Genomic DNA, 24,422 nt, shown 5'->3' with positions numbered 1-24,422 from the left:
TTCAGATTTTTAATGAAAACCAATACAATCATGTGGAATAAAAATAGAATTACGGAATTACTGGGAATAGAATATCCTATTCTGCAGGGACCTTTTGGCGGAGGCCTTTCCACCGTTGAACTGACAACAACAGTGAGTAATCTCGGCGGATTGGGAGGTTTCGGAGCTTATACTTTGTCACCGCAGGAAATCTATGATGTTCACAGAGCCATACAATCCAAAACGGACAAACCTTATAATCTCAATCTCTGGGTAAGCGATCACGATATCATTAACGAAAAACACACAAAAGAACAATACCAAAAGGCTGTTGAGACTTTCAAACCTTATTTTGATCTTTTGCAGACGGATATTCCTTTACCACCACTCTCTTTTGAATCAAAATTTCAGAATCAGCTGAACACGGTTCTGGATATTAAGCCTAAAGTTTTCAGCTTTATGTTCGGACTTTTGGATGAAAATATCATCGAAGATCTTCATCGTCAGGGGACTGTTGTGCTGGGAAATGCAACAACGCCGGATGAAGCTGTTGCTCTGGAAAAAACAGGAGTGGATATTATTGTGGCTTCAGGTTTTGAGAGTGGCGGCCACAGACCTTCGTTTCTGGATAGTGCTGAGTTTTCTGTAACGGGAACTTTTGCTTTGATTCAATTGATTAAAGATAAGGTAAAAATTCCTGTAGTTGCTGCGGGAGGAATTGCCAACGGCCGTGGAATTGCGGGTGCTTTTAAGCTGGGAGCTGATGCTGTACAGATCGGAACGGCATTTCTGGCTACTGAAGAATCCGGAGCGTTACCGATACACAAAGAGTTTTTATTTTCTGAAGCTGCGAAATCCACTACTTTAACCAGAGCTTATACCGGAAGATTAGGACGTGGAATTACGACAAAAATCACAAGAGATGTATTGGCTGCAACAGAAAAAACATTACCGTTCCCATTGCAGACGCATTTTATGGGGGCATTGAGAAAAGCAGCTTTGGAACAGCAAAAAAATGATCTGGTTTTCTTCTGGTCCGGTCAGATTGCGCCGCTTTTAAAGCATAAAAAAGCCTCCACTTTAATGCAGGCATTAATTGAAGAGGCTTCTGAATTATTACAGTAAATAGAATTTATACGGTCATTCCGATGTCTATTCCTTTAATTTTTCTATATAAATCGGTAGCGTAATTGTCTGTCATTCCTGAAACGAAATCAATCACCCCAAGAACTTTCTGATAATCGGTGCCGTCATTGTAAATAAATTGCTTTGGAATTAGTTTCAAAGCTTTTTCATCATAGGATTTCCTATTGTCCTTAGACTTCAGAATGGAAGGAATAAAGTGATCCAGCAATTCATACATTACATTGTAACCGGCATTTTCAATTTCAACAACAGCTTTATGATTGTAAATTTTTTCTACCGAGAAACTTTCGATATCCTGCAGAGCTTTATTTTCTTTTTTATAAATATCAAGTAAGCCATTGCCAAGATTTCCTTCAAGAATCATTTCAAAGTTATGCTTATACATTTCAATCGATTTGTTGATCAAGGCATTGATTACTTTTGCTCTTAAATAAGAAATCTGTTCATTTTCATTGGATATAGAACTTAACTTTGTTTCAATTCTCTGAACATCATCAGTCTCCGATTTTACCAGCTCGAAAAACAGGTTTTTGCAGTCTGCTGTGGAAACAATTCCCAATCTGTGAGCATCTTCCATATCAATGATGTTGTAACAGATATCGTCAGCCGCTTCTACCAGCCACACAAAAGGATGTCTTTTGAAAATATGAGGTTCCTCACTTTCAGAAATAAGCTGTGTTCCTTTAGCAATTTCCAGGAAAATATCTTTTTCATTCTGGAAAAAACCGAATTTCTTCCTGTGAATAATTCCTTTCTTTTTCGCTACCGCTTCACACGGATATTTTGCAATACTTGCCAGTGTAGAGAATGTCAGCTGAATACCACCAGCATCTTTCCCTTGCTGCTGCTGTGCCAGCACTCTGATGGCGTTGGCATTTCCTTCAAAATTAACCAGATCCGCCCACTCCTTTTCATTGAACTTTGATTTCAGATCCTTTTCATTTCGTTCAAAATAGCTTGCAATAGCATCTTCCCCGGAATGTCCGAATGCAGGATTTCCCACATCATGGCATAAACACGCTGCGGCAATTACATTTCCTAAGTTATAGAGATAAAAATTTTTTGAATCTTCAGTGAGGTCGTTTTTAAAATCTTCAGCAATAAATTCACCGATAATACTTCCCAAACTTCTTCCTACGGATGATACTTCCAGAGAATGCGTAAGTCTGTTGTGTACAAAAACACTTCCCGGAAGAGGAAAAACCTGCGTTTTATTCTGCAGTCTTCTGAAGGCAGAAGAGAAGATAATTCTGTCGAAATCCCTTTGAAAATCAGTTCGCGAAGCTTTGGTCTGTGGATTGTTTCCTGTACGTTGATTGGTGAAAATCTGGTTTAAATTCATCATTTTTCAAAATTACTCCAAATTTTAATTGTATGGAATAGTATTTAGATTTTTATTAGTGAGATCTTTCATTCAAAAAATCTATTATAGTAAACGTTTTTTAGGGATCGGAAAACTTGATGAAATATTTTACATTTGGTCTAACTAATACATTGAAGATTATGAATGATTCTTCTTCATGTCAATTTTAAATTCTTAATACAATGACAGACAACACATGGCTCAACAGATGGGATGAAAGATACAGCACCAAAGAGTTTGCGTATGGAACAGAACCCAACAATTATCTCAGAGAACAATTAACACGGTTAACGCCCGGAAAAATACTTTTTCCTGCTGAGGGTGAAGGCCGGAATGCCGTTTTCGCAGCAACACAGGGATGGAAGGTTTCAGCTTTTGATATCAGTACAAACGGCAGGAATAAAGCGTTACAACTTGCAGAACAACTGGAAACCACCATTGATTATCAGGTTGGAGAACTTTCAACGTTAAACTATCAGAAAGAACAATTTGATGCCATTGCTCTTATTTACGCTCATTTCCCGGGAGGCATTAAATCTTCTATCCATCAGATGCTGAATCAGTATCTGCGTAAGGGCGGTTTTATTATTTTCGAAGCTTTCAGTAAAAACCATCTTGAATATATTGCAAAGAACGAGAAAGTAGGCGGTCCAAAGGATATTGAATCCTTATTTTCTATTGAAGAAATCAAAGCTGATTTTCCGGATTATGATATTATTGAATTAGCAGAAACAGAAATTGAGCTCAATGAGGGACTATTTCACAACGGGACAGGTTCCGTCATTCGTTTTGTAGGACAAAAACTGGCCTAAAAATATTTTAAACAGGTTTGTTTTGGGATAAAAATCAAGTTTTATGCAGTTATGGAATATTATTTGAATCTTTATCTCAAAACAAACGTATGCCTGAAGGTCCATCCATCATATTAATGAAAGAAAGCGTGCAGCCATTTGCAGGACAGCAAGTGACAGAAGTTTCAGGGAATGCCCAGTTTGAGAAAGATTCTTTTATTGGCCAGACTCTTCTCGAAATCCGTACTTTTGGAAAACAGACTTACCTCGTTTTTGAAAAAGCAGCCATCCGGATTCATTTATTAATGTTTGGTTCTTATAGCATTGATGAGCAGACCAAGCCGGATAAAAGTTTGCGTTTAGCCTTGTTTTTCGCTACCGGAAGTATTTATTTTTATACCTGCTCTGTGAAATCCGTAGATCTTGATTTTCTCTCCACCATTGATTGGGAAGCCGATGTAATGAGCGATCAGTGGAATCCCAAAAAAGCAGAAGAGAAATTGAAATCCAATCCGAAAATGATGGTTTGTGATGCATTGATGAATCAGGATATTTTTTCGGGTGTGGGAAATATTATTAAAAATGAGGTTCTTTTCAGGATTGGCATACAGCCGGAAAGCTTAGTGGGTAATCTTCCTGCTAAAAAAAGAAAAGAATTAATCGCTGAAGCCAGAAATTACAGTTTTGATTTTCTGAAATGGAAAAGAGAATTTGTTCTGAAAAAGCACTGGCTGGTTCATACAAAATCGGCATGTCCGGTTTGTGGACAAAAATTGGTTAAGAAACAAACGGGCGTAGGAAAAAGAAGAAGTTTTTATTGTGAAAAGGATCAGAAGCTTTATTGAATAAACGGTTATTTTATGTTTTGGCTGAAGCTATTGACTGTTTTTATTAATCTAACGGCCAAAGCCCGTTGCTATTGAATCATAATATTCTATTTTTCCCCACTGATTACACAGATTTACACAGATTTTCTAATCATTTGACTGATATTTATTATTACTCATTACTTATATATCAGTCTGAGTTGAGAAGACCTCCTGCAAATCTTGTAAAAAACTCGGAGCGGTAGACTTCACCAAGAGGAATTTCGGAATCTTCAATGTATATATTATGATTGTCAAATGAATCTATATAATTCATATTCACCACGTAGGATTTGCTGACTCTGATAAAGGTTTCCCCGGAAATCTTCTGATGAATGGTTTTTAAATTCATTGCCGTGATCAGCTTTTGCTGCTTTGTATAAATAACGACATAGTCTTTGAGCCCTTCAATAAATTTAATATCTGAAAAACTGATTTTATAGAACCTGCGTTCTGCCTTTATGAACAGGTAGTCTGCGGTATTGGATTCTACCGTATTTTTCACGGTATTCTTAGATAAAAGTTCGGTGTAAAGTACCGCTTTATCAATTGCTTTTTCCAGCCTTTGAGGATCAACAGGCTTCAGAAGATAATCAACAGCTTCCAGTTCATAACTTTTCAGGGCATATTGGGAATAGGCAGTTGTAAAAATGATCAGGGATTTTTTCGGAAGCATTTCTGCAAACTCCAGACCTGTTACCATAGGCATTTCTATATCAAGGAAAATAAGATCTACCTCATTATCTTTAAGAAATTCGAGAGCAGAAAGCGCATTGGAAAATTCCCCAAGGATACCGATACCGGAAATTTCAGCGATCAGCGATCTCATCTCGGATCTTGCCAGAGGTTCATCATCAATTATAATACAATTCATTACACGGGAATTTTTAAATTTACACTATATTCTGTATCATCAGATTCTATCTTCAAATCAAAAGTATCATTATAAAGAAGTTCCAGTCTTCTTGTGATATTGGCGAGCCCAAGTCCACCGCTCTTTTTGTCCGAAGGAAGATAACCGGTACTTATTGAATTTACACATTTAAAATAAAGCTGCCTGTTATTGATATTGATTTCTATTTTCACACAGGATTCTCTTCCACTAAGATCCACACTATGTTTTACCGCATTTTCTACAAAAGTGGTAAACAGATTCGGAGGAATAAAGGTACTGCTTATTATTCTGTGATCAATATTGACCTGAATGTCAAAAGAAAAATTGTCCCGTCTTATTTTTTCAAGGTTTAAAAAGTTAGACAGGAAATCAATCTCTGAAGTCAGCAACGTTTTTTCTTCGCTGTTTTCATACAGCTGATATCTGAGAAACTCGGAAAGTTTTACAATGACTACAGATGCTTTGGCCGGATCTGTTCTGATCAATGCTTTTACAAAAATAGACAATAACGGAAATTATATCAATTTTATTATACAAAACCGGTATTTTATTATACCAATGATTAAGCTTCAGGATTTCGTATAAAATACCGGCCATTTTGTATAAAAACAAATTTGTATCCTTCTTTTCTCTATTCCTTTGTGCTGATAAATGAACACATATGGAATTAACAGCTTTTCAAGAACTCACTCAGGAAATATCAGTAGAATGTTTTTTTATGACCGAATCTCAGCAGGAAGAAAAAGTAATACAGCTTATCGATCTTCATCATTTTATAGAATGTTTTGATGCAAAAATAAAAATTCTCAGCTATCTGCATCATTCCATTAATATTGTAAACCATGAAGGAAAGAAAAAAGGAATTCTGTTTTGTGACCTGAAACATTCTGCCGTTCCCGACAGCAATACATCTGAAGAGTTTAGAAGAAGATTTGGGCTCTCAGAACTCTGGTTTGTTTTTGTAGAGGAAACATTTGTGCCTGATACCGCCTGCTACACGGATGCAATTATTGAAAACAGCCTGGATATCTTCTACGACAGGATTTTCACCTTCAATTTTTTCCAATCTATCATTCAACCCTTAAAAAAATAAAACTGATTGTATAATATCTGAACTTATTTTTAAAATTCACAAGTTGGAAGATTAAAAAAAAATTAAAATTTTCTTCTTCCGGCTTTTAACCATTTCTTCAAAATACAATCAAAAAACAAAGCCGGCATAAGCTGTTTCAAATTTCAGGAATTCCCTCCTCCTTATGAAAACTCTTATTACTGCATGCACATCACTGATGAAAAGGATTTAAGAATTTGTATAAGGATTATTAAAAACAGGACATGGCAGTACCCAAACAAATATTTCAGACTTTTAAAACTAAAAAACTTCCTTTGATAACACGATATCACATCTGGAATATGAAAAGGAAGAACCCGGAATACAGCTATTTCTTTTATGATGACAGTGATATTGAAAAATTTCTCACAGAAGAATTTCCTCCCAGCTATATTGAAACCTACCATAAACTGACAATTGGTGCTGCAAAAGCTGACTTTTTCAGGTACGCTGTTTTATATAAAAAAGGAGGCATTTATCTGGATATTGACAGCAGTATCGTAAAGCCGTTCCGGGAACTTATCAAAGAAAGTGACGAAGCGGTGATCAGTGCGGAAAGACATGCCAATTTATATGTGCAATGGGGACTTATTTTTAATAAAAACCATCCTTTTCTTAAGAAGACATTAGAACTGATGCTTGATAATATCAATAATCACCGGTATCCGAATGATGTACATGCTACTACTGGTCCTACTGTCTTCAGTAAGGGCATAAAACAGTCTCTGGCTGAAAATCCATCTATTCCTTTTACTTTGTTTGACGGCATTGAGTTCAGGGGCTTTTTAAAGTTCAAATATAAACTGGGTAAGTTCTTTTTATACAAAAAAAGGTCTGAACATTGGAAGCAGCAGCAAATGCAGCAGGATATTATTGTTTAATGAGTTCCCATTTTTGAGAATACATTGATAATAATCACTCCGGTTACAATCAGGGCAATACCAATGATAGCCGGCAGATCCGGGATCTGTTTGAAGGCTATCACTCCGATCATCGTTATAAATACAATCCCTACGCCGGACCAGATGGCGTAGGTAATTCCTACAGGAATCTGACGAAGGGTAAGGCTTAAAAAATAAAAAGCGCAGGCATATCCGGCAACTGTTACTACAGATGGCCATAGTTTGGAAAATTCCTCAGATTTTTTCAGAAAAGTAGTGGCAATAATTTCAAATATGATTGCCAGAGCAAGAAAAATATAACTGCGTCCCATAAAATTCATTCTTTATACAAAAGTAGTAAAAGCCTCCGGGTAATTCAAAAACAAGGCATCCAAGCCATCGGTCAGCAGACAGTCTTATTTTCAGCTGTGACACAAACTCCTATTTCTCTCTGACATGAAATATGACAGCTGACAAAAATTCCAACATAGGAATCAGTGTTAAAAATAAATTTTATTAACATAAAGATCTGTATGAAGTGAAAAATTAACGTTCAAAAAATACGCTTTAAAACAATATTATGCTAAGCATTATTTATTATTTGTTTTATCAAGTCCAATATAGAAGTCGATAAACGATTAACACATTCACATAATTTTACAGATAAAACAATAAAAGTATTAATAAATTCCAAATAATACATTAATTTATTGTAAACAAAAATTCACCAATACATAAACCTGAAACACGCTAATACACTGATAAACATCATAATATTTTACTTTGGCACATGATTTGAAAGTAGTAATATTGCAATTGAAAGATTGATAAAAAAAAGTCAAATAATTAAAAATAATACAAAATGATAACTTATATCGGTATCGCAACAGGTTTAGTCGTAATTACTTCATATTTCATGACAGTAAGAAGAGAAAGAAACTAATCTTAAACAAAACAAAGCCTATAGAAAATCTATACTAATTATATTGTTTTATGTTTTTAGTCTGAGAGATCAGATCGCTCTTTTACCCATCGGGTAAAAGGGTCCAAAAACATAAGCAGAAAGATTTTAGTTTCATAACAAATTTTAATATCCAACGAATAAAGCCGGTCGCAAGTCTGGCTTTATTTTTTTATCAGGAGATTTCTGTAAAAACGTAAAAGGTGTATTTCCCACAGATTTCGAGGATTTTCAGCGATGTTTAGGAATATTTACAGAATTTGCTGCTTTGTTCGTTAGCGGCCATTCATCATTTATAATTTACAATCCATTTTACGCTGGACCAGCTGTTTATTATTTTTCAGGATTCTTTTTGACGTCCAATAAAGCTTTATCTTTGTTTACTCAATATTTTTTAATTGTCATTATGAATCTGTACAACCTTATTATTCAAGATAAAGAACAGGTAAATCTTAACGAAGTATTTCTCAATACGAACAACAGGGAGCAGCTTGTACAACTTATCAAGGAGCATGCTTATGTTAAGGAACTGCAGGAATACGGCCTGCCGGTTAACCATAAGATTCTGCTTGAAGGAAGTTCCGGATGTGGAAAAACAATGACGGCCAAGGCCATTGCCAATGCTCTGGGAAAAAATATTATTATTTTGAACCTTAGTAATATTGTTTCGTCCCGTATCGGGGAAACGTCCCAGAATATCAAAATGATCTTTGACAAAGCCGCCAGAGAAAGGTCGGTACTTTTTCTTGACGAACTGGATCAGATCGGAAAAGCAAGAGGCAGCGATGATAAAGATGTAGGCGAAATGAGAAGATTAGTTAATACCCTGATTCAGCTGATTGATTATTATCCTGAGAATGCGCTTTTAATCTGTGCCACCAATCATCCTGAGATTATTGATACTGCCCTTTTAAGACGTTTCCAGCTAAAAATTAATTATGAAATGCCTTCCGCTGAAATTCTGGATTCGTACTACAATCAATTGTTAGCAAAGTTTCCGGAAGATTTGAGAACGATTGAAAGAAAATACTCTGTTTCTTTTGCTGAAGCTAAAGACCATGCTTTAACCGCCGTCAAAGCTGCTTTAATAAAAAAACTGGAGGCTCAAGAAATTATCCCATCATGAAAGAAGATATTCTCCACAACCTCGCTTTGATCAATGAAAGAATAAGAAAGGCCTGTGAGCAATCCGGAAGGAATATTGATGATGTCAGGTTATTGCTCGCTACTAAAACTGTTTCTGCAGACCGTATCAAAATTGCTTTGGAAAACGGACAGGAATTAATCGCAGAAAACAAAGTACAGGAATTGAAGGAGAAATATGAAGACCTGAAAGACATTCCTCATGAAAATCATTTTATAGGCCATCTTCAGACCAATAAAATCAAAGATATTCTGAAATATGATGTTACCTGCGTCCAGTCTCTGGATCGTCTTGAACTGGCAGAAAAACTTCATCAAAGACTTTTGGCTGAAAACAGAACGATGGATGTTTTGATTCAGATGAATACATCCAATGAAGAAAGCAAATTTGGAGTTAATCCTGATCAGGCTATTGAACTTACCCGAAAGATATCCAACTACTCTACTTTAAAGATAAAGGGATTGATGACCATCGGTCTGTTCAGTGCTGAAACCGATAAAGTAAGAGCATGTTTTAAAATCCTGAAAAAACTTCAACAAAATATCATCACCGAAAATATCCCCAACGTAGAAATGAAAGAGCTTTCCATGGGAATGAGCGGCGATCTGGAAACAGCCATTGAAGAAGGCGCCACCATTGTACGGGTTGGAACTGCTGTTTTTGGAGCGAGAATCTACCCGGACAGCTATTATTGGGATGAAGGAAAAACAAATAACTAAGCTTACAACTATATGTTCCCATTTACTTATACTTTTGAGAGAGAAATAAAAGATGGCAAAACGTTTAAAAATGTCAGTGATGCAGTATGTCATTCAATCACAGAAAGGGGTTTAACTGATATTGTTCCTGCTGACGGCATCATCATAGGTGAAAACAAAATGTTTAAACTTGATTTTGCCGACAAATCTCCATTAGTTTTCTCACCTGGCAAAGAATACTTCTACTACAACGAAAATACAAGAATTCTTACCTACAAAACAAAAGCATTTTATTCCATACTATTTTCTCTGATCTATTCCGCTGTACTTTTCCTGATCCTGCATTTTATCCTACATCACCTGACTACTGAGATAATAATAGCTTCTCTCCTTTTCATTGCTGGTATTATTTTTCATTATTGTCATTATATTTTGGTAATAGATAACGTTTCCAAAAATTTAACCGAAAATTAAGCAGTAAAAACCTATCACTTTAGTAATACCGGCTTCGACAGGCTCAGCCTGACAACGCTTAAAAATTTCGGTTGGTATTCGGTTGTCCCCGTGAGCCTGTCGAAGGGCTAGTAATAAGAAAAACCTTTGTTACTCATTAATCCCAGGTATTAACTATAAGGACAAGTCAATAAACCCATTTCTTAGTCTACAAATCCGGTATAGTTTTTGCTGTAAACATTTCGTAACCAAACAAATACATTTATGGATAAAAAATTACTATCGGTATGTCTGTTCATGACATTATTATTCTTTTTTTCATGTGAAAAAGAAAACACACAGATGAAAAGTGGAATTTCCATTGAAACCATTTCAATTATAACCTGCGTTACTATGGGCTTTGCTATTTTGCTGGCGTATAGCTTTAAACGAAGATAACAAACCGGAATTTAAATACTAAGCACCTCTCAGTTTTTGGGAGGTGATTTTGTTTTAAAAATTTTAATTAAATGACTGGCATTTCATTAAAATATAATAAATTTCAAAAAATTTCTCTTTCGTAACTAATAAAACCCTAATGAAAAAAACATTCCTGTCAGCACTTTTATCTTTGCTCATTTTGAATTGTACTCACAAAAAAGAAAATGTTCGACAGACAGACAAAGAGAATCCCAACCTTACAATGTCTATCCCGCTTGAATATCTTGCGGATTACCCTTTAATTAAAGACTCTTCAAAATTTATCAAAAATCTTCAGCAAGCTTTTGATCTCCATGTCCATGAAAGTCCTGTTCAGCAAAAAGGTGAAAAAATAACGGTATTCAAAAAGGTAAAAATCAATGGTTCAGATCAGGAGTATTACTTTGTTGAATACGACTGGAAAACAGGACCAAATTCTGGATATCCCTGGAAAAATCAACTCTTATTAACACAAGAAGGGAAGCTTGTTAAAATTTTATCAGCAGAACGGTCTCAATTTGTTTCTATTTTCCCAAAACAAAATCCGTACTTACTGGCAACCTCGGTCACAGCACATGGAAACGGAGGTCATGAAATTTACAAAATAACAGCAGACTCTTTAGAAGATATCTATGGGGGTAACGTCAGAACATATGATGCTCATGAAGACAACAAAATTTATGAACCGTATGAGCTGCAATTAAAAATTAAAGACTACAATAATGACGGATTTAATGATATTGCTTTCACAGGAAAACTTGTATTGATCCAGAGGCGTACACCTAATGGATTATGGTATGACAACACAACAATCAATGGCAGGAAAGTCAGTTATTCTGTTGATAACCCATACAAAAAAATTCCTGTAGAATATATTTTTCTTTACGATCAAAAAACGGGGCATTTTAAGCCAAAAGGAGACTATAGAGAGAAGTACAAACTATCGAATAAAGACTCCATCATTTGTAATACTCAATCCCGATCATCCAGACTGTTTTCACACGCTCCGCAAAGTCTCCTGACTTTGAGGCATATAAAAACACTGTAAAATATCTAATTTACAGCTCCATTAATTATCTTTGATAAAAACCAGATATGAAAGAAGGATATGTTATCAGAGATCAGGATAGACCTCACTTTTTAACCTGCACTATTATTGAATGGATAGATATTTTTACCCGAAAAACATATCGGGATAGCATTATAGAATGTTTTGAATTCTGCATCAAAAACAAAGGAATGATTCTTTATGGCTATGTCATCATGAGCAACCATTTACACTTTATTGTACAGTCAAGGGATGGGAAACTCTCAGATCTAATCAGAGATTTTAAAAAAATTTACGGCGAAAAAAATATTAGAAAAAATACAAACAGAACCTGAAAGTCGAAAAGACTGGATTTTAGAAAGATTGGCTAAAGCTACTGAAACTCATTCAAGGAATAAAAATTTTCAGGTTTGGCAATATGGAAATCATGCTGAGGAGATTTTCAGCTTACAATTTCTATGGGATAAATTAAACTATATTCATCTAAACCCAGTTCGTGCCGGAATTGTATCAAAAGCAAATCACTATATTTATTCTTCAGCAACAAATTATTCTGATGGTACAGGAATAATCAATTCAATTGAAATTGCAGAAAATCCAGTGATTAATGTAAATAGAAGTTCTGAATTTTGGAAATATAACCATTATGATGAAGAATAATGCACTCAAAGTCAGGAGACTTTGTAGCGGAAGACCTTGCGTAGCGAAAAGAAATCCTGAGTTTTTAAATATAACCATTATGATCATGTATAGTTACTCAAAGTCAGGAGACTTTGCGTAGCTTGAGGTTTTGTTTTAATTAAAAAGAATTTGGTACAATCTTCAGCGTCACATCTTAATATTCACCACAATTTTTTATCTTTACTCATCATAAACCTTCAAATAAGCTTAAAACCACAAATGGAACAAAAGATACATCAGGGAAGAAATGTAAAAAGATTCAGAGAAATGCTGGGCATCAAACAGGAAGCTTTGGCGCTCGATTTAGGTGATGACTGGAATCAGAAGAAAATTTCCTTATTGGAACAGAAAGAAACCATTGAGGATACGCTTCTTCAAAAGATTTCTGAGGTTTTAAAAATTCCTGTGGAAGCATTTCAAAATTTTGATGAAGAACAGGCTATCAATATTATCGCAAGCAACTTCCATGATAACGCTACAGGTGTAATTGTCAATAATTACAATCCTATTGATAAAATCATCCAACTTCATGAAGAAAAAATTGCACTTTATGAAAGAATGCTGAAAGAAAAGGATGATATGATGACCAGGCTTGAAGAATTAATTAAAAGGAAATAAAAAATCATTGAGATTGCTTCGCTGCGCTCGCAATGACAATGGCCGTACAAACTTCGCCATTTGCCGAAAAAACACATCGTTTAAGCTTCGCTGAGTGGAGCGCCTTTGCGAACATTGAAACAATTAGTAGTCGAAAATCCTCGCGACAATTGCGTTAAAGAGATTGCTTCGCTATGCTCGCAATGACTATAAAAACAAAAATCCCTCTCATTGCTGAAAGGGATTTTTTATAGTTATAACTAAGATTACATATAAGCTTCAATCGGCTCACAAGTACATACTAAGTTTCTGTCTCCGTAAGCTTCATCTACTCTTGATACAGAAGCGAAGAATTTGGGGTCTCTTACCCACTCTAACGGATAAGCTGCCTTTTCTCTGCTGTATGGTTTATCCCATGAATCAGAGATTACCAGCTGTTCTGTATGAGGAGCATTTTTCAATACGTTGTTGGTAGCATCTGCTTCACCGTTGGCAATTTCATCGATTTCTTTTTTGATAGAGATCAACGCTTCAGCAAAACGATCAATTTCAGCCTTGCTTTCAGATTCTGTAGGCTCAATCATTAATGTACCTGCAACCGGGAAAGAAACGGTAGGAGCATGGAAACCATAATCCATCAATCTCTTCGCCACATCAGCCACTTCAATTCCTAAAGACTTGAACTGACGGAAGTCTACGATACATTCGTGAGCTACTCTTCCGTTTTCGTTTGAATATAAAATCGGGAAATGCTCTGCTAATACTTCTTTCAGATAGTTAGCGTTAAGAATAGCATGGCCTGTAGCCTTTTTAAGACCTTCTGTTCCTAACATCTTGATGTAAGCGTAAGAAATATTAAGGATTAATCCTGAACCGTAAGGTGCAGCAGAAATACCTTCAATTGCTTCTTTAGAACCAATTCTGATATTCGCGTTAGAAGGAAGGAAAGGTACTAAGTGTTTAGCAACACAGATCGGACCTACTCCAGGACCTCCGCCTCCGTGAGGAATTGCGAAAGTTTTGTGAAGGTTAAGGTGGCAAACGTCTGCTCCGATGTTTCCAGGACTTGTAAATCCTACCTGAGCGTTCATGTTTGCACCATCCATATATACTTGTCCTCCGTGCTCATGGATAAGGTTGGTAATTTCTTTAATGTTGGCATCAAAGAATCCGTAAGTAGAAGGATAAGTGATCATTACAGCTGATAAGTTGGCTGAATGAAGTTCTGTTTTAGCTTTAAGATCTTCGAAGTCGATTTCACCGTTTTCAAGGTTTTTCACGACTACGATTTTCATTCCTGCCATAGCAGCAGAAGCCGGGTTGGTACCGTGTGCAGACTGAGGGATCAATACTACATTTCTGTGGTGGTCACCTCTTGAGATATGATATTGTCTGATCACCATTAATCCTGCGTATTCTCCCTGAGCTCCGGAGTTTGGCTGAAGAGAAGTTCCTGCAAAACCTGTAATTTCTGCTAAATCTTTCTCCAGTTCACGGATCATTTCCTGATATCCTTCAGCCTGGTTTACAGGTACAAATGGATGAACTGCTCCCCAGTTTTCCCATGAAAGTGGTAACATCTGAGTAGCTGCGTTAAGTTTCATGGTACAAGATCCTAAAGAAATCATTGAATGAGTCAATGATAGGTCTTTTCTCTCAAGACGCTTGATGTAACGCATCAATTCTGTTTCCGTGTGGTATTTGTTGAATACTGATTCTGTAAGAATTTCGTCTTTTCTTAAGTTTTCTTCAGGAATACTGTATCCTTCTTTTATTTCTAATTTGAAAGTCTGCTTGTCTTTGAACTGGGCGAAAGAAGCCATCAGATAGTTTAATTTCTCTAATGTTGTACTTTCGTTGATCGCAATACTTACTACACCTTCTGTGAAATAGTTTAAGTTTAATCTGTGATCAAGCATTAGTCTTACCAGTCTTGCTTTCTCATCTTCAGCCATAGTGATTTTCACAGTATCGAAGATTGGCTCTTCTACTACCTGATATCCTAATGCTTTAAGACCTCCTTTTAAAGCATTGGCTTTAAAGTGAATCTGATCAGCGATATAGTTTAATCCTTTTGGTCCGTGGTAAACCGCATACATACCTGCCATTACAGCCAAAAGAACCTGAGCCGTACAGATGTTTGAAGTGGCTTTCTCTCTTTTGATGTGCTGCTCTCTGGTCTGTAATGCCATTCTTAATGCACGTTTTCCGTACATATCCTGAGAAACCCCAATGATTCTTCCCGGAATATCTCTTTTATAATCTTCTCTACAAGCGAAGAAAGCTGCGTGAGGACCTCCGTACCCTAATGGAATACCAAATCTCTGCGTAGTTCCTACGGCACAGTCAGCACCCATTTCTGCAGGAGACTTTAGCTTAACCAAAGCCATCGGATCACAAGCAACCGCTACCTGAAGATCAAGTTTTTTATATTCTACAATATCTTCTGTATAGTCTAAAACGATTCCGTTTTTACCAGGATATTGTAATAAAACACCATAATAAGAACCATCAAACTGGTGTGTTTTATGATCTCCTACTACAATCTCAATTTCTAACCCTTCAGCTTTTGTTTTTAATACAGAAATGGTTTGTGGAAGAACAAGGTCAGAAATGAAGAACTTGTTAGCTCCGGCTTTTTTCTGGTCTTTAGATCTGTTGTTGAAGAACATATGCATTGCTTCAGCAGCAGCAGTAGATTCATCCAATAAAGATGCGTTTGCCAATGCGAAACCTGTAAGATCACATACTACAGTCTGGAAATTAAGAAGAGCTTCAAGTCTTCCCTGTGCAATTTCTGCCTGATATGGAGTATACGCAGTATACCAGCTAGGGTTTTCAAAAATATTTCTCTGGATTGCTGAAGGCAAAAGGGTATTGTGGTATCCGAATCCGATATAACTTGTATAATCAGTATTTTTAGATGCCAATTCTTTTGAGTGGTTCAACATTTCGTATTCAGAAAGTGGTTCCGAGATCTCAAGATCTTTCTCTAAACGGATAGAAGAAGGGATGGTCTGAGAAATTAACTCTTCAATACTAGAAACGCCAAGTTTCTCCAACATCGCCTGTTTATCGGCTTCATTAAGGGAAATGTGACGGCTCACAAACTGTTCTGTATTCATTTTTATTTATTAGATTTTGTTTGTAAAAAGATGGGTAAAATTACAATTTTTTGAATGATTTCACAAGAGTACCAGAGAGGTGATAATTCACACATCTATTTGTGATTTTTATCACAATTTGCATTTCGTAAATTATGATAAGGTTAGCATTAATTTCATCAATAATAACCATTATTCTATACATAATACACAAGGAAAACTATCAATTTCTATATAATTAAGTTCTTTGCGTATTATTAAATTAGTGTATATCATCAATAAATTTCACCCTTATTATTGAATCTATTAAACGAATTTTTTTAAAAATATAATGTGTTCAACATCTATTTTTATTCTTATACTGAAAGCTTCTGTCATTCAAATTTACTTCCATTAAAACTCTTTTAAATTAATTTGAAACTGCTATTCATCAGGTTGTAAGAATTTTATGAAATTTTATTAATTATATTTATTCTAAATTAATATATTTGCAACATGAATATGATTATCCCATTTAAAGTTCCGCCATTGGCACCTTACTCATTCAATACCGAAGAGATGTTCTGTGAAAAGAAATCATGCTGTAAAAAATTCAAGAAGGGAAAAAGATGTAAAAAATGCCCGGGAAGAAAGAAAATGGCATAAACGCAATTAGCTGAAGTTTTTTATCAGCATATAGATCGCAATTGCCAGAATAATAATTCCCCAGATCAGCATCATTATCTTAGGCTGACCTGACTTGTTTATTCTTGTTGCAGGCTGCGGCTTAAACATTTCTTCCACCGAACTTTTGAACTTTTCAGAATCGTTTTCAAAAACTTCTGTGATGGTAATTCCCTGAACAACCGTTTTGTGCAAAAGAGAATTGGTTGCATGCAGCAGAAGCTGGAATTTTCCGTCTTTAAATTCTGTGATCTTAAAGATCCTCTCTCCATACGGCTTTTCTAATCCGAAAGGCAATACTTTCACCACATCGGCATTACTCGTCTGCCAGTTGATGATAATCTCCTCTCCTTTTTTCGCATGAATTTTATTCGCTGTAAAAGTTTTGATGGCTGGCGGAATATTATACCTGAAACTTCGCTGATGGTTTTCTAAATTCTGATCATAAGTACGTCTCAGCGCGCGATCACTTAAGGTTTCATAAGCCTCCTGAATCTCACGGAAACGGTCCGCAAAAAAGTCATCATTGTCATTTTTATCGGGATGATATTTTAAGGACAGTTTACGATAGGCTTTTTTGACGTCTTCTTCTGAAGCATCCTGTGATATACCGAGAAAATAATAGTAATCTTTCATTGAGCAATACAAAAATAAGGATTTATTTTTCTTTGCGTTTGATGTTTACGGTAAAATTTTGTTGGAAGTATAGATCAAAAAGTCATTGCGAACTGCATGTGAAGCAATCTCAACATAGCTTATAATCCGTTGGTTGGAAAAACGCAAGGGCGCAAAGTTTTTTATAGCTGTCTGCATATTTTTAAGGCGCAAAGATTTTATCTCCGATAAAACTGTACTTCTCAACAAATACATGAATTGAATGAGTTCAACAGCCCCTTTGTCATTCCGAGCAAAGCAAGGAATCTCTACTTCATATTAAAGGTGTTTCCCGCAGATCTCGCAGATTACGCAGATCATTTCGTAGTAAATTCAATCATAAGAACTGAACAGTAATAGACCGACCGTAATTACTTACGGGAAATCCAATCCTTAGTGGGAGCAATCCACTCATTGAGTGCTTTGAAAAGAAAGCCATGATTCAATCCCGTATTAAGCTCTATTTCTTTAAAGTCTTTTAGGTGGGATCTGACGAACCGCTGTTCATACGACATTGGCACATGTCCGTCATCTGATCTCTCCGTAATGGAAAGAATCCTTCCATACAATCTGAAGTTTGTATCTTTTTCCAAAGAATCATCTTTAAAACTGGCTCCGATGAAGACAAACTTCAATTGCGGATTCTTTTCATAATAAGACACATATTGTGCAATATATCCTCCCTGCGAAGTTCCCACAACGGTAATCCTTCCGGCAGGAATACCCTTTTTCATCAGGCTGTCAATCTGCTTTTTTACTTTTTCAGCATATGCTGACGGATCTGTGTTCGCTTTTCTTTTCTCAGAAATAACAGTCGTATTTTTATCCTTTAGCTTATTGAGTATTGTCTCATATTCTGCAACACCATATTTCGGATGTTTTTCCTCAAAAGAATGGTCTTCCAAAAATTTATTATGTAAAAAGAAAATATATTGTTTTTGTTGTGACTTTTGGCCATATATGATGATTGAGAAAAACGAAAATAGCACAAAGAAAATATTCTTACACTTCAACATAACCGGAAATATCATTTAGTAATAGCAAATATAGCGTTAAAAAGTCTTCACAGGAAAGCACTTTAAATAAAATTCCGGCTCGGGAAGCTTCGCTTCCCGAGCCGGAATGTAACAATTTCAATTTAGTTTTACTTTTCTTATGCTTCACACATATTATCCTTTTTGCAGCATTTTGAATGAAATTCTTTTTTAAACTTCCCTTTCAGTTCCTGATAGTCTTCATCACTCATTTCCCTGATCTTATCTGCCAGTCCGAAAGGTGACTTTTCTTTGATTCCGTACTCATCAAAAATACCTTTGATAAATTTTCTTCTTTGTATTGCTTTTTTAGCGATTAAGGCTACACCTGCAACGGCTAATGCCCCAAGAGCCCCTTTTAATGCTGAATTTTTCATTTTTTCAAAATTTTAAATTTTCTACTTCTTGTTTTTTATAGAGACGAATGAATGCTGATTTTTACTTTACTACTTCTTTAAAAATTTCAGATTATTCGTTATTTCTGTTGAAGAATCCACCGGAGCATTTATTTCTCCAGACTTCTTTAAATTTTTCTCTTTCTTCAGGAGATAAACCTGCCATTTTTTCTCTCATCTTTCTTTCCTTGAAATCTCTCACCCCTTTACCAAAGTGGAAACCTCCAAAAAGAATTTTGCTTAAGATCAGTATTCCCATGGCCTGCCAGAAAGTAATTGTTTTTGCTCCTAAAATCTCCGGAAGAAGGCAGTTCCAAAGCATCATGACAATCCATGTAACGGCAGCTAAAATTAATGGCGGGCATAGCAATAAAAAAATCCAACCCTTTTTGTGTTTATGATTCATAATTTCTTTTTCTAACTTTTTAAATCTTCGTATAATTTTCTCAATCTGTTTCTTAAGTGCTTCACAGCATAGTTTTTTCTGCTGATGATGGTTTTGATGTTTTCTCCCTGTTCATCGGCGATCTCCTGGAGGGTTTTGTCGTTCAGTTCATTTTCTACGTAGACCAGCCTTTGTTTTTCGGGAAGTTCATCAAGCGCTTCAAACAGTTTTTTCCAGATCTCATCCTGAAACATCTTTACTTCAGGACCGGCGCTTTCATCCATCAAAAGGATATCCTTGATAGAAAAACTGCCGTCTTCATCTTCATATACGAAATCTTCAAGATTTTCTGTTTTCTTTTTCCGGTAACGGTCTGTGATTTTATTCGCCGTCACTCTGTACAGCCAGCCTCCAACGTTTACGATCTCAGAAAGATTCGTAAGGCTACTGAACTGATACCACACTTCCTGCAGAATATCTTCCGCATCCTCCGTGTTTTTCACTTTCGGACGAATATAAGACATCAGCTTCCCTCCGTAGTTGGAAACGGTTTGTGAGATGATGCTTTCTTTCTCCTTCTGTGGCATTGTTATTTTTTCGACAACCTCCATACTGATATGACGGTTAGCCTTTTGGTTTTACTTTAATAAATTTAAAATATTTTTCTTACAATTCAATTTTTCTTTTATCCATCAACATTTTACCTTCTCAATTATTCGGATTACTCATTACTCATTACTTATGTTTAAGGGAGCTTTTTCCCGCTATCCGCTCATACTCCTCACGCCAAATAACCCCACCCTATTACCCTCCGGCTCTTCCACACATGTTCCGGGGTAACCGCTGCTATCGGGGCTAAGTTGGTGAGTGATAATTGGTAATTGATGAATGATAAGATTGCACAGTAATGTTATTTTCTTGTTGGAAAACGCAAAGACGCAAAAGGTTTAACAACGATATGTTTTAAGGCGCAAAGATTTTATCTCCGATAAAATTGTACGGCTTTAAAAATGAAACGGATATTTCAAAGAAATATTTGTCATTCCGGGCGAAGCGAGGAATCCAAGCTCCGTATTAATAATAACGCATCTTATTAATTATGCAAATACCGATGAAAAACTGTTTAACTACCCGTGATTTGCAAAATAATAAATGATTATCGTTTGCTGAAAATCATTGATTTTCTTGCGCCTTAAAAACAATATAAAGATTAAAAAGCTTAGCGTCTTTGCGATTATCCAACCTATTAAAGCCTAATGAGATTGCCTAGCTTTGCTCTCAATGACATTCACCATAAAAAAAAACGGAAGACCTGAGTCCTCCGTTCAAATGCTATTTAATTAATAGTTTATTTATTAAAATTTTCAGCAAAGAATCCTAACATCGATTTATAAAGCTCAATTCTGTTCGGCTCTTTTCCAAATCCGTGTCCTTCATCGTATTTTACCAGATAAGGAACTTCAAATCCTTTGGCACGCATTGCTTTTACAATCTGATCAGATTCATTGATGTTAACCCTTGGGTCATTAGCTCCCTGTACTACGAATAAAGGTTTCTTAATCTTATCAATCTGAAACACAGGAGATACCTCTTTAGCAATTTTAGCTTCCTCAGGATTATCAAGATCGTACCAGATCTGTTTTACCATTTCTTTGTAGGGTTTCCAGTATTCCGGGAAAGAATCAAAGAAAGTAAAGATATTGGATACTCCTACATAATCCACTCCACAAGCATATAAATCAGGAGTTTTGATCAATCCCATCAATGTTGCATATCCTCCGTGGCTTCCTCCGTAAATGGCCACTTTATCTTTATCTACCCATCCCTGTTCAATGGCGTATTTTACTCCGTCTTCCACATCATCCATTGCTTTTCTTCCAATTTGCTTGTAACCCGCTTTCTGGAATGATTTTCCATATCCGCCGGAGATTCTGAAGTTAACCTGAAGGGTTGCATAACCTCTGCTGGCAAACAATTGTGTTTCCGGATTGAATCCCCAGCTGTCTCTGATTCCCTGAGGGCCGCCGTGAGGATTTACAATCAAAGGAACTTTTTTACCTTCAAGAGCCGCTTTTGGCAATGTAATATATCCATGGATTGTCAACCCGTCTCTGCTTTTAAATTCGATAGGTCTCATTTCAGCCATGTCTTCTTCCTTCAGCTGTGGCATCAGGTTGTACAGAAGCTTGGTCTGCTTGGTTTTGGTGTCGTATTCATAATAGGTTCCATACAGCTTATCACTTCCTACAACAACCAGAAGTTTATCATTATTATCATCAGAAGAAACAATTCCAAATTCCTTATCTCCAAACTGAGATTTTAACTTATCATGTATTTCCTTATAGAATTTACTCACCGGAACCGTTTCTCCCTTGGTTCCTTCATAGCTGATATAATCAAGCTCATAGTTCCTGTTTTTACCCGCTGTGCTTATTGAGCTTACATCATATACAGAATTGGAATAAATTTCTTTAATCACCGCATTCTTTTTAAGATCATACAGTACAATTCTCGCTTTATCGCTATCCAGATTGGTTACGACATACGCTTCATCTTTATTTTTAGAATTTTCATTAAACTCTATAATACTGAAGGTATCAGACCAGTCTGCAGATTTAATCAGATTGAATTTTGCGGTCTGCAGATCTTTATAATAGGTTTTTGTGGTTAATCCGTTTTCAAGGACGCTATAACCTCTCAGATTTCCGTCTTTATCAAAAAGATAATCGTCAATAGGGCTGTTGACATCTTTATTTTCATACAGCTGGGTCATTTCCCCGGTAACGAAATTGATTTTAAAAGGCTCAAAGATCTGCTTGTTGTTTTTATTCATGGTAACCACAACAAAATCCGTATCTTTTATAGGAATAATGGCCTGCACTTTTACTCCGTCAAATGGTGTTAAATCCTTTTGATTTCCTCCGTCTGTATCGGTAGCATACAGGTGGATATTTTCATTTCCGCCTCTATCTTGTGTATAGAAAAGGCGTTTTTTGTTCAGCCAGCCATAGTTTCTTATCAGATCATCTTTTTCTACAATAGCTTTGGTAATTTTTCCGGTGCTAAGATCTTTTACATAAACATGATTTTTTTTCTCCTGATCTTTTTCTTTATAGGAAAGATATTTCCCATCAGGAGAGATTTTAAAGGCTGAAGCTTTTGGTCTTGCAAAGTAATCTTCAACTTTGTATTTAAAATCTCCTTTGTCGTAGGAAATAAGCTTTTCAAGATTAGCCTTGGAAGATGGCAAAGTAGGATCTCCCGGCAGTTTGGCAGTAGAACTCTGTGCGTTGGTCATAATGGTGGATAGTACAATAAGGGCTGTACCGAAAATGTTGTGATTTAGATTCATAACTTCTGTTTTAAAGGTTAAAGTTATATAGGCATTTCATTTTTAGAGTAATAAAAACTCATGCTTTTCTACAATAAGACTCTTTACACCTATAAAATGTTACATTTTTATCTCATTTAATTAAAAAAATCCCGATTATATAAAAAAGACAGCCTTTACAGACTGTCTTTTTTAGTGTAAATAAATTCCGAAATACCAGGTCCAGACGATCAGAATAATCTGCATGGGAATCCTTTGAGTATAAAGATATTTCATTCCCGGCCCTGTGTAATCGGCTTTAAAAATATTAATCTTTTTTCTGGAAGAATTGATATTGGCTATAAAAACCAATACATAGAAAATAATGAGTAAAATTGCTGTTATCTCACGGATGGCCGGAATCATAAGCCCGATTCCTGCTGCAATCTCCAGAACTCCTGTACAATATACCAAAAACATCCTGGCAGGGATAAAATCAGGGATCATCATCGCCATTCCTTTTTGAAATTTAAAATGGGAAAAACCTGTAAATAGGATGAAAACAGCCATTCCCAGATTCCCTGAAAATATATAATCCGGCTTTCCCTGAAACAAAAAAGTCTCCAGCAAAGCCAGAATAAATGTTGCGAAAAGTATTACAAGTAATTTCATTTATAGATGGTAGATATTAGGTGGCAGGTAGCAGTATTCAGGATAAGATACCAACTCTAAACATTAAACTTTAAACGTTGAACTTCTTTACACTGAGCCAAGGCTCACTCCTTCCGCAAGACTTTTCACCACCATCAATCCTTTTGTGAAGCCTGTATTCATATGATCCTGCCACTGTTTTTCTACCTGAACTTCGGCATGAAGTTTCGTTTTTCCGTCAAAGTCTATCAGAAAATACTTCTCAAAGCTCCCGTTCCACTCCATGACCTCTTTGCTTTGGGTATCTTCATGCCCCTCTTTATCTACCATTCCAAGATGTTTGAACACAATATGATTGGGCTCGTCCATGCTGTCTATGGTTGAAACCATTCCTTCCCCCTGTGCATTCAGGAAATAGGTTTTTCCTCCTACTTTCCAGTCGGATTTCATAACAGATCCTGCTCCGAAATACTTGGTCCATTCACTATATGTTTCAGGATTCCATAGGATGTCCCACACTTTCTGCATAGGCGCATCAATTACTGTTTCGTATGATAAGGTTTCCATTTTTTATTTTTTTTAGGGTGGTCATTGCGAACAAAGCGAAGTAATCTCAGAGCTCGCAGATTTTTCTTTAATTCTAACTCAATTATTTACAGCTGATTTTCTGAAAGATGTTTAACGAGTGACATCGCTTTTGGAAACTTCTCTTCAAAAAATTCTTTAAATTCTGCCGGTGTCTGAATTTCTGTTTTCAGTAAAGTGCCTTCTTCGTTCTCCTCAAGAAAGTAAGCCTCTGTAGCTTCACCCCAGTCCTGAGGAACTTCAATGCCTTCATAAATTTCTCCAAGGTGCAAAAATTTTATTTCCTCGTTGGGAATCATTTTTTCCACCCTGCTGTACATTCCGTTGTTTTTCGGATCAAGAAATTTGACAATATTATTTTCTTCAAGCGTTCCTTCATAAAAAGAACCTTCTGTAAATGCTGTTGTCCATTGTCTGTAGGTAATATCACCCCAAAGGACACTCCATACTTTTTCAGGTTCAGCATTGATCTCTATTTCATATGATAATTTTTCCATATATTTTTTAAGGGATTAGGTGATGGATAATAGGTTGCAGGTGACTGCGTTGGTGGGTGAGTTTGAGAGTC

The 24,422-nt window shown here is 36.0% G+C and carries 27 protein-coding genes; 13 read left to right on the top strand and 14 right to left on the bottom strand.

Annotated elements, in window-relative coordinates; translation table 11 throughout:
* Positions 1–12: 12 nt before the first annotated feature.
* Positions 13–1,104 (top strand): NAD(P)H-dependent flavin oxidoreductase, encoded by a 1,092-nt coding sequence (locus FFS26_RS20790; RefSeq protein ID WP_228406518.1) that lies wholly within the window; start codon positions 13–15, stop codon positions 1,102–1,104.
* Positions 1,105–1,111: 7 nt separating this feature from the next.
* Here FFS26_RS20790 and FFS26_RS20785 read toward each other — a convergent pair whose 3' ends face one another.
* The gene (locus FFS26_RS20785; protein WP_110010428.1) at positions 1,112–2,467 is read right to left on the bottom strand and encodes a deoxyguanosinetriphosphate triphosphohydrolase; all 1,356 of its coding nucleotides are present in this window, start codon (positions 2,465–2,467) and stop codon (positions 1,112–1,114) included.
* A gap of 203 nt (positions 2,468–2,670) precedes the next feature.
* Between FFS26_RS20785 and FFS26_RS20780 the strand changes: the two genes are divergently transcribed.
* On the top strand, positions 2,671–3,300 hold the full coding sequence (locus FFS26_RS20780; protein ID WP_110010369.1) for a class I SAM-dependent methyltransferase: 630 nt from the start codon (positions 2,671–2,673) through the stop codon (positions 3,298–3,300).
* Between the two features lie 89 nt (positions 3,301–3,389).
* Entirely contained in the window at positions 3,390–4,124 is a 735-nt protein-coding gene (locus FFS26_RS20775; protein WP_137906026.1) for a DNA-formamidopyrimidine glycosylase family protein, read from the top strand.
* 172 nt (positions 4,125–4,296) lie between these two features.
* On the opposite strand, the gene FFS26_RS20770 is transcribed toward FFS26_RS20775, so the two are convergent.
* Together FFS26_RS20770 and FFS26_RS20765 are read right to left on the bottom strand one after the other, a co-directional pair.
* Positions 4,297–5,019 (bottom strand): LytR/AlgR family response regulator transcription factor, encoded by a 723-nt coding sequence (locus FFS26_RS20770; protein WP_110010371.1) that lies wholly within the window; start codon positions 5,017–5,019, stop codon positions 4,297–4,299.
* Complete coding sequence (locus FFS26_RS20765) at positions 5,019–5,546, bottom strand: sensor histidine kinase (RefSeq protein WP_228449472.1); 528 nt, start codon at positions 5,544–5,546, stop codon at positions 5,019–5,021. The genes FFS26_RS20770 and FFS26_RS20765 overlap by 1 nt, the downstream gene beginning before the upstream one ends.
* Before the next feature lie 155 nt (positions 5,547–5,701).
* On the opposite strand from FFS26_RS20765, the gene FFS26_RS20760 reads away from it, so the two are divergent.
* Positions 5,702–6,133, top strand: a complete 432-nt coding sequence (locus FFS26_RS20760) for a hypothetical protein (RefSeq protein WP_137906025.1) — start codon at positions 5,702–5,704, stop codon at positions 6,131–6,133.
* Positions 6,134–6,375: 242 nt separating this feature from the next.
* On the top strand, positions 6,376–7,032 hold the full coding sequence (locus FFS26_RS20755) for a glycosyltransferase family 32 protein (protein ID WP_110010374.1): 657 nt from the start codon (positions 6,376–6,378) through the stop codon (positions 7,030–7,032).
* Here the strand turns inward: FFS26_RS20755 and FFS26_RS20750 are convergent.
* A complete protein-coding gene (locus FFS26_RS20750; protein ID WP_110010375.1) occupies positions 7,029–7,364 on the bottom strand; it encodes a DMT family transporter in 336 nt (111 codons plus the stop codon). The genes FFS26_RS20755 and FFS26_RS20750 overlap by 4 nt on opposite strands.
* A 1,035-nt stretch (positions 7,365–8,399) precedes the next feature.
* Here FFS26_RS20750 and FFS26_RS20745 point away from each other — a divergent pair.
* The 7 genes from FFS26_RS20745 to FFS26_RS20720 all read left to right on the top strand — a co-directional run bounded on the left by FFS26_RS20745 (position 8,400) and on the right by FFS26_RS20720 (position 13,094).
* Entirely contained in the window at positions 8,400–9,119 is a 720-nt protein-coding gene (locus FFS26_RS20745; protein ID WP_137906024.1) for an AAA family ATPase, read from the top strand.
* Complete coding sequence (locus FFS26_RS20740) at positions 9,116–9,856, top strand: YggS family pyridoxal phosphate-dependent enzyme (RefSeq protein ID WP_137906023.1); 741 nt, start codon at positions 9,116–9,118, stop codon at positions 9,854–9,856. Before FFS26_RS20745 ends, FFS26_RS20740 begins: the two co-directional genes overlap by 4 nt.
* A gap of 12 nt (positions 9,857–9,868) precedes the next feature.
* Entirely contained in the window at positions 9,869–10,309 is a 441-nt protein-coding gene (locus FFS26_RS20735) for a hypothetical protein (RefSeq protein ID WP_137906022.1), read from the top strand.
* 556 nt (positions 10,310–10,865) lie between these two features.
* The gene (locus FFS26_RS20730; protein WP_137906021.1) at positions 10,866–11,795 is read left to right on the top strand and encodes a hypothetical protein; all 930 of its coding nucleotides are present in this window, start codon (positions 10,866–10,868) and stop codon (positions 11,793–11,795) included.
* Positions 11,796–11,842: 47 nt separating this feature from the next.
* The gene (locus tag FFS26_RS22955; RefSeq protein ID WP_317129473.1) at positions 11,843–12,130 is read left to right on the top strand and encodes a transposase; all 288 of its coding nucleotides are present in this window, start codon (positions 11,843–11,845) and stop codon (positions 12,128–12,130) included.
* A gap of 28 nt (positions 12,131–12,158) precedes the next feature.
* Complete coding sequence (locus tag FFS26_RS22950) at positions 12,159–12,455, top strand: hypothetical protein (RefSeq protein ID WP_317129472.1); 297 nt, start codon at positions 12,159–12,161, stop codon at positions 12,453–12,455.
* A gap of 240 nt (positions 12,456–12,695) precedes the next feature.
* On the top strand, positions 12,696–13,094 hold the full coding sequence (locus tag FFS26_RS20720; RefSeq protein WP_137906020.1) for a helix-turn-helix domain-containing protein: 399 nt from the start codon (positions 12,696–12,698) through the stop codon (positions 13,092–13,094).
* Between the two features lie 245 nt (positions 13,095–13,339).
* On the opposite strand, the gene gcvP is transcribed toward FFS26_RS20720, so the two are convergent.
* Complete coding sequence (gene gcvP, locus FFS26_RS20715; RefSeq protein WP_137906019.1) at positions 13,340–16,198, bottom strand: aminomethyl-transferring glycine dehydrogenase; 2,859 nt, start codon at positions 16,196–16,198, stop codon at positions 13,340–13,342.
* 474 nt (positions 16,199–16,672) lie between these two features.
* Here gcvP and FFS26_RS22670 point away from each other — a divergent pair, with 474 nt between their 5' ends.
* Positions 16,673–16,822: a hypothetical protein gene (locus tag FFS26_RS22670; RefSeq protein ID WP_171006367.1), complete on the top strand. Its 150-nt coding sequence runs from the start codon at positions 16,673–16,675 to the stop codon at positions 16,820–16,822.
* 6 nt (positions 16,823–16,828) lie between these two features.
* On the opposite strand, the gene FFS26_RS20710 is transcribed toward FFS26_RS22670, so the two are convergent.
* From FFS26_RS20710 to FFS26_RS20670, 9 genes are all read right to left on the bottom strand, one after another.
* A complete protein-coding gene (locus tag FFS26_RS20710; RefSeq protein WP_110010381.1) occupies positions 16,829–17,476 on the bottom strand; it encodes a J domain-containing protein in 648 nt (215 codons plus the stop codon).
* A gap of 389 nt (positions 17,477–17,865) precedes the next feature.
* Entirely contained in the window at positions 17,866–18,399 is a 534-nt protein-coding gene (locus FFS26_RS20705) for an alpha/beta hydrolase (protein WP_171006366.1), read from the bottom strand.
* Positions 18,400–18,647: 248 nt separating this feature from the next.
* The gene (locus FFS26_RS20700) at positions 18,648–18,905 is read right to left on the bottom strand and encodes a hypothetical protein (protein ID WP_137906017.1); all 258 of its coding nucleotides are present in this window, start codon (positions 18,903–18,905) and stop codon (positions 18,648–18,650) included.
* A 91-nt stretch (positions 18,906–18,996) separates the two neighbouring features.
* Positions 18,997–19,329 carry a hypothetical protein gene (locus tag FFS26_RS20695; protein ID WP_047433535.1) on the bottom strand — a complete coding sequence of 111 codons (333 nt, stop codon included), beginning with the start codon at positions 19,327–19,329 and terminating at the stop codon, positions 18,997–18,999.
* Positions 19,330–19,340: 11 nt separating this feature from the next.
* Positions 19,341–19,895 (bottom strand): RNA polymerase sigma factor, encoded by a 555-nt coding sequence (locus tag FFS26_RS20690; RefSeq protein ID WP_228406519.1) that lies wholly within the window; start codon positions 19,893–19,895, stop codon positions 19,341–19,343.
* Between the two features lie 761 nt (positions 19,896–20,656).
* A complete protein-coding gene (locus FFS26_RS20685) occupies positions 20,657–22,660 on the bottom strand; it encodes an alpha/beta hydrolase family protein (protein WP_110010384.1) in 2,004 nt (667 codons plus the stop codon).
* A gap of 171 nt (positions 22,661–22,831) precedes the next feature.
* Positions 22,832–23,290 (bottom strand): DoxX family protein, encoded by a 459-nt coding sequence (locus tag FFS26_RS20680; protein ID WP_137906016.1) that lies wholly within the window; start codon positions 23,288–23,290, stop codon positions 22,832–22,834.
* An 87-nt stretch (positions 23,291–23,377) separates the two neighbouring features.
* Positions 23,378–23,836 carry an SRPBCC family protein gene (locus FFS26_RS20675; RefSeq protein WP_137906015.1) on the bottom strand — a complete coding sequence of 153 codons (459 nt, stop codon included), beginning with the start codon at positions 23,834–23,836 and terminating at the stop codon, positions 23,378–23,380.
* Between the two features lie 86 nt (positions 23,837–23,922).
* On the bottom strand, positions 23,923–24,351 hold the full coding sequence (locus tag FFS26_RS20670) for a hypothetical protein (RefSeq protein WP_062675262.1): 429 nt from the start codon (positions 24,349–24,351) through the stop codon (positions 23,923–23,925).
* Between the last annotated feature and the right edge of the window lie 71 nt (positions 24,352–24,422).

This window comes from Chryseobacterium sp. 2VB, from assembly GCF_005503635.1.
Lineage (GTDB): Bacteria > Bacteroidota > Bacteroidia > Flavobacteriales > Weeksellaceae > Chryseobacterium > Chryseobacterium cupriresistens.
The sequence above is the reverse complement of the archived record's forward strand: the minus strand, read 5'-3'. Positions and strand labels throughout refer to the sequence as shown.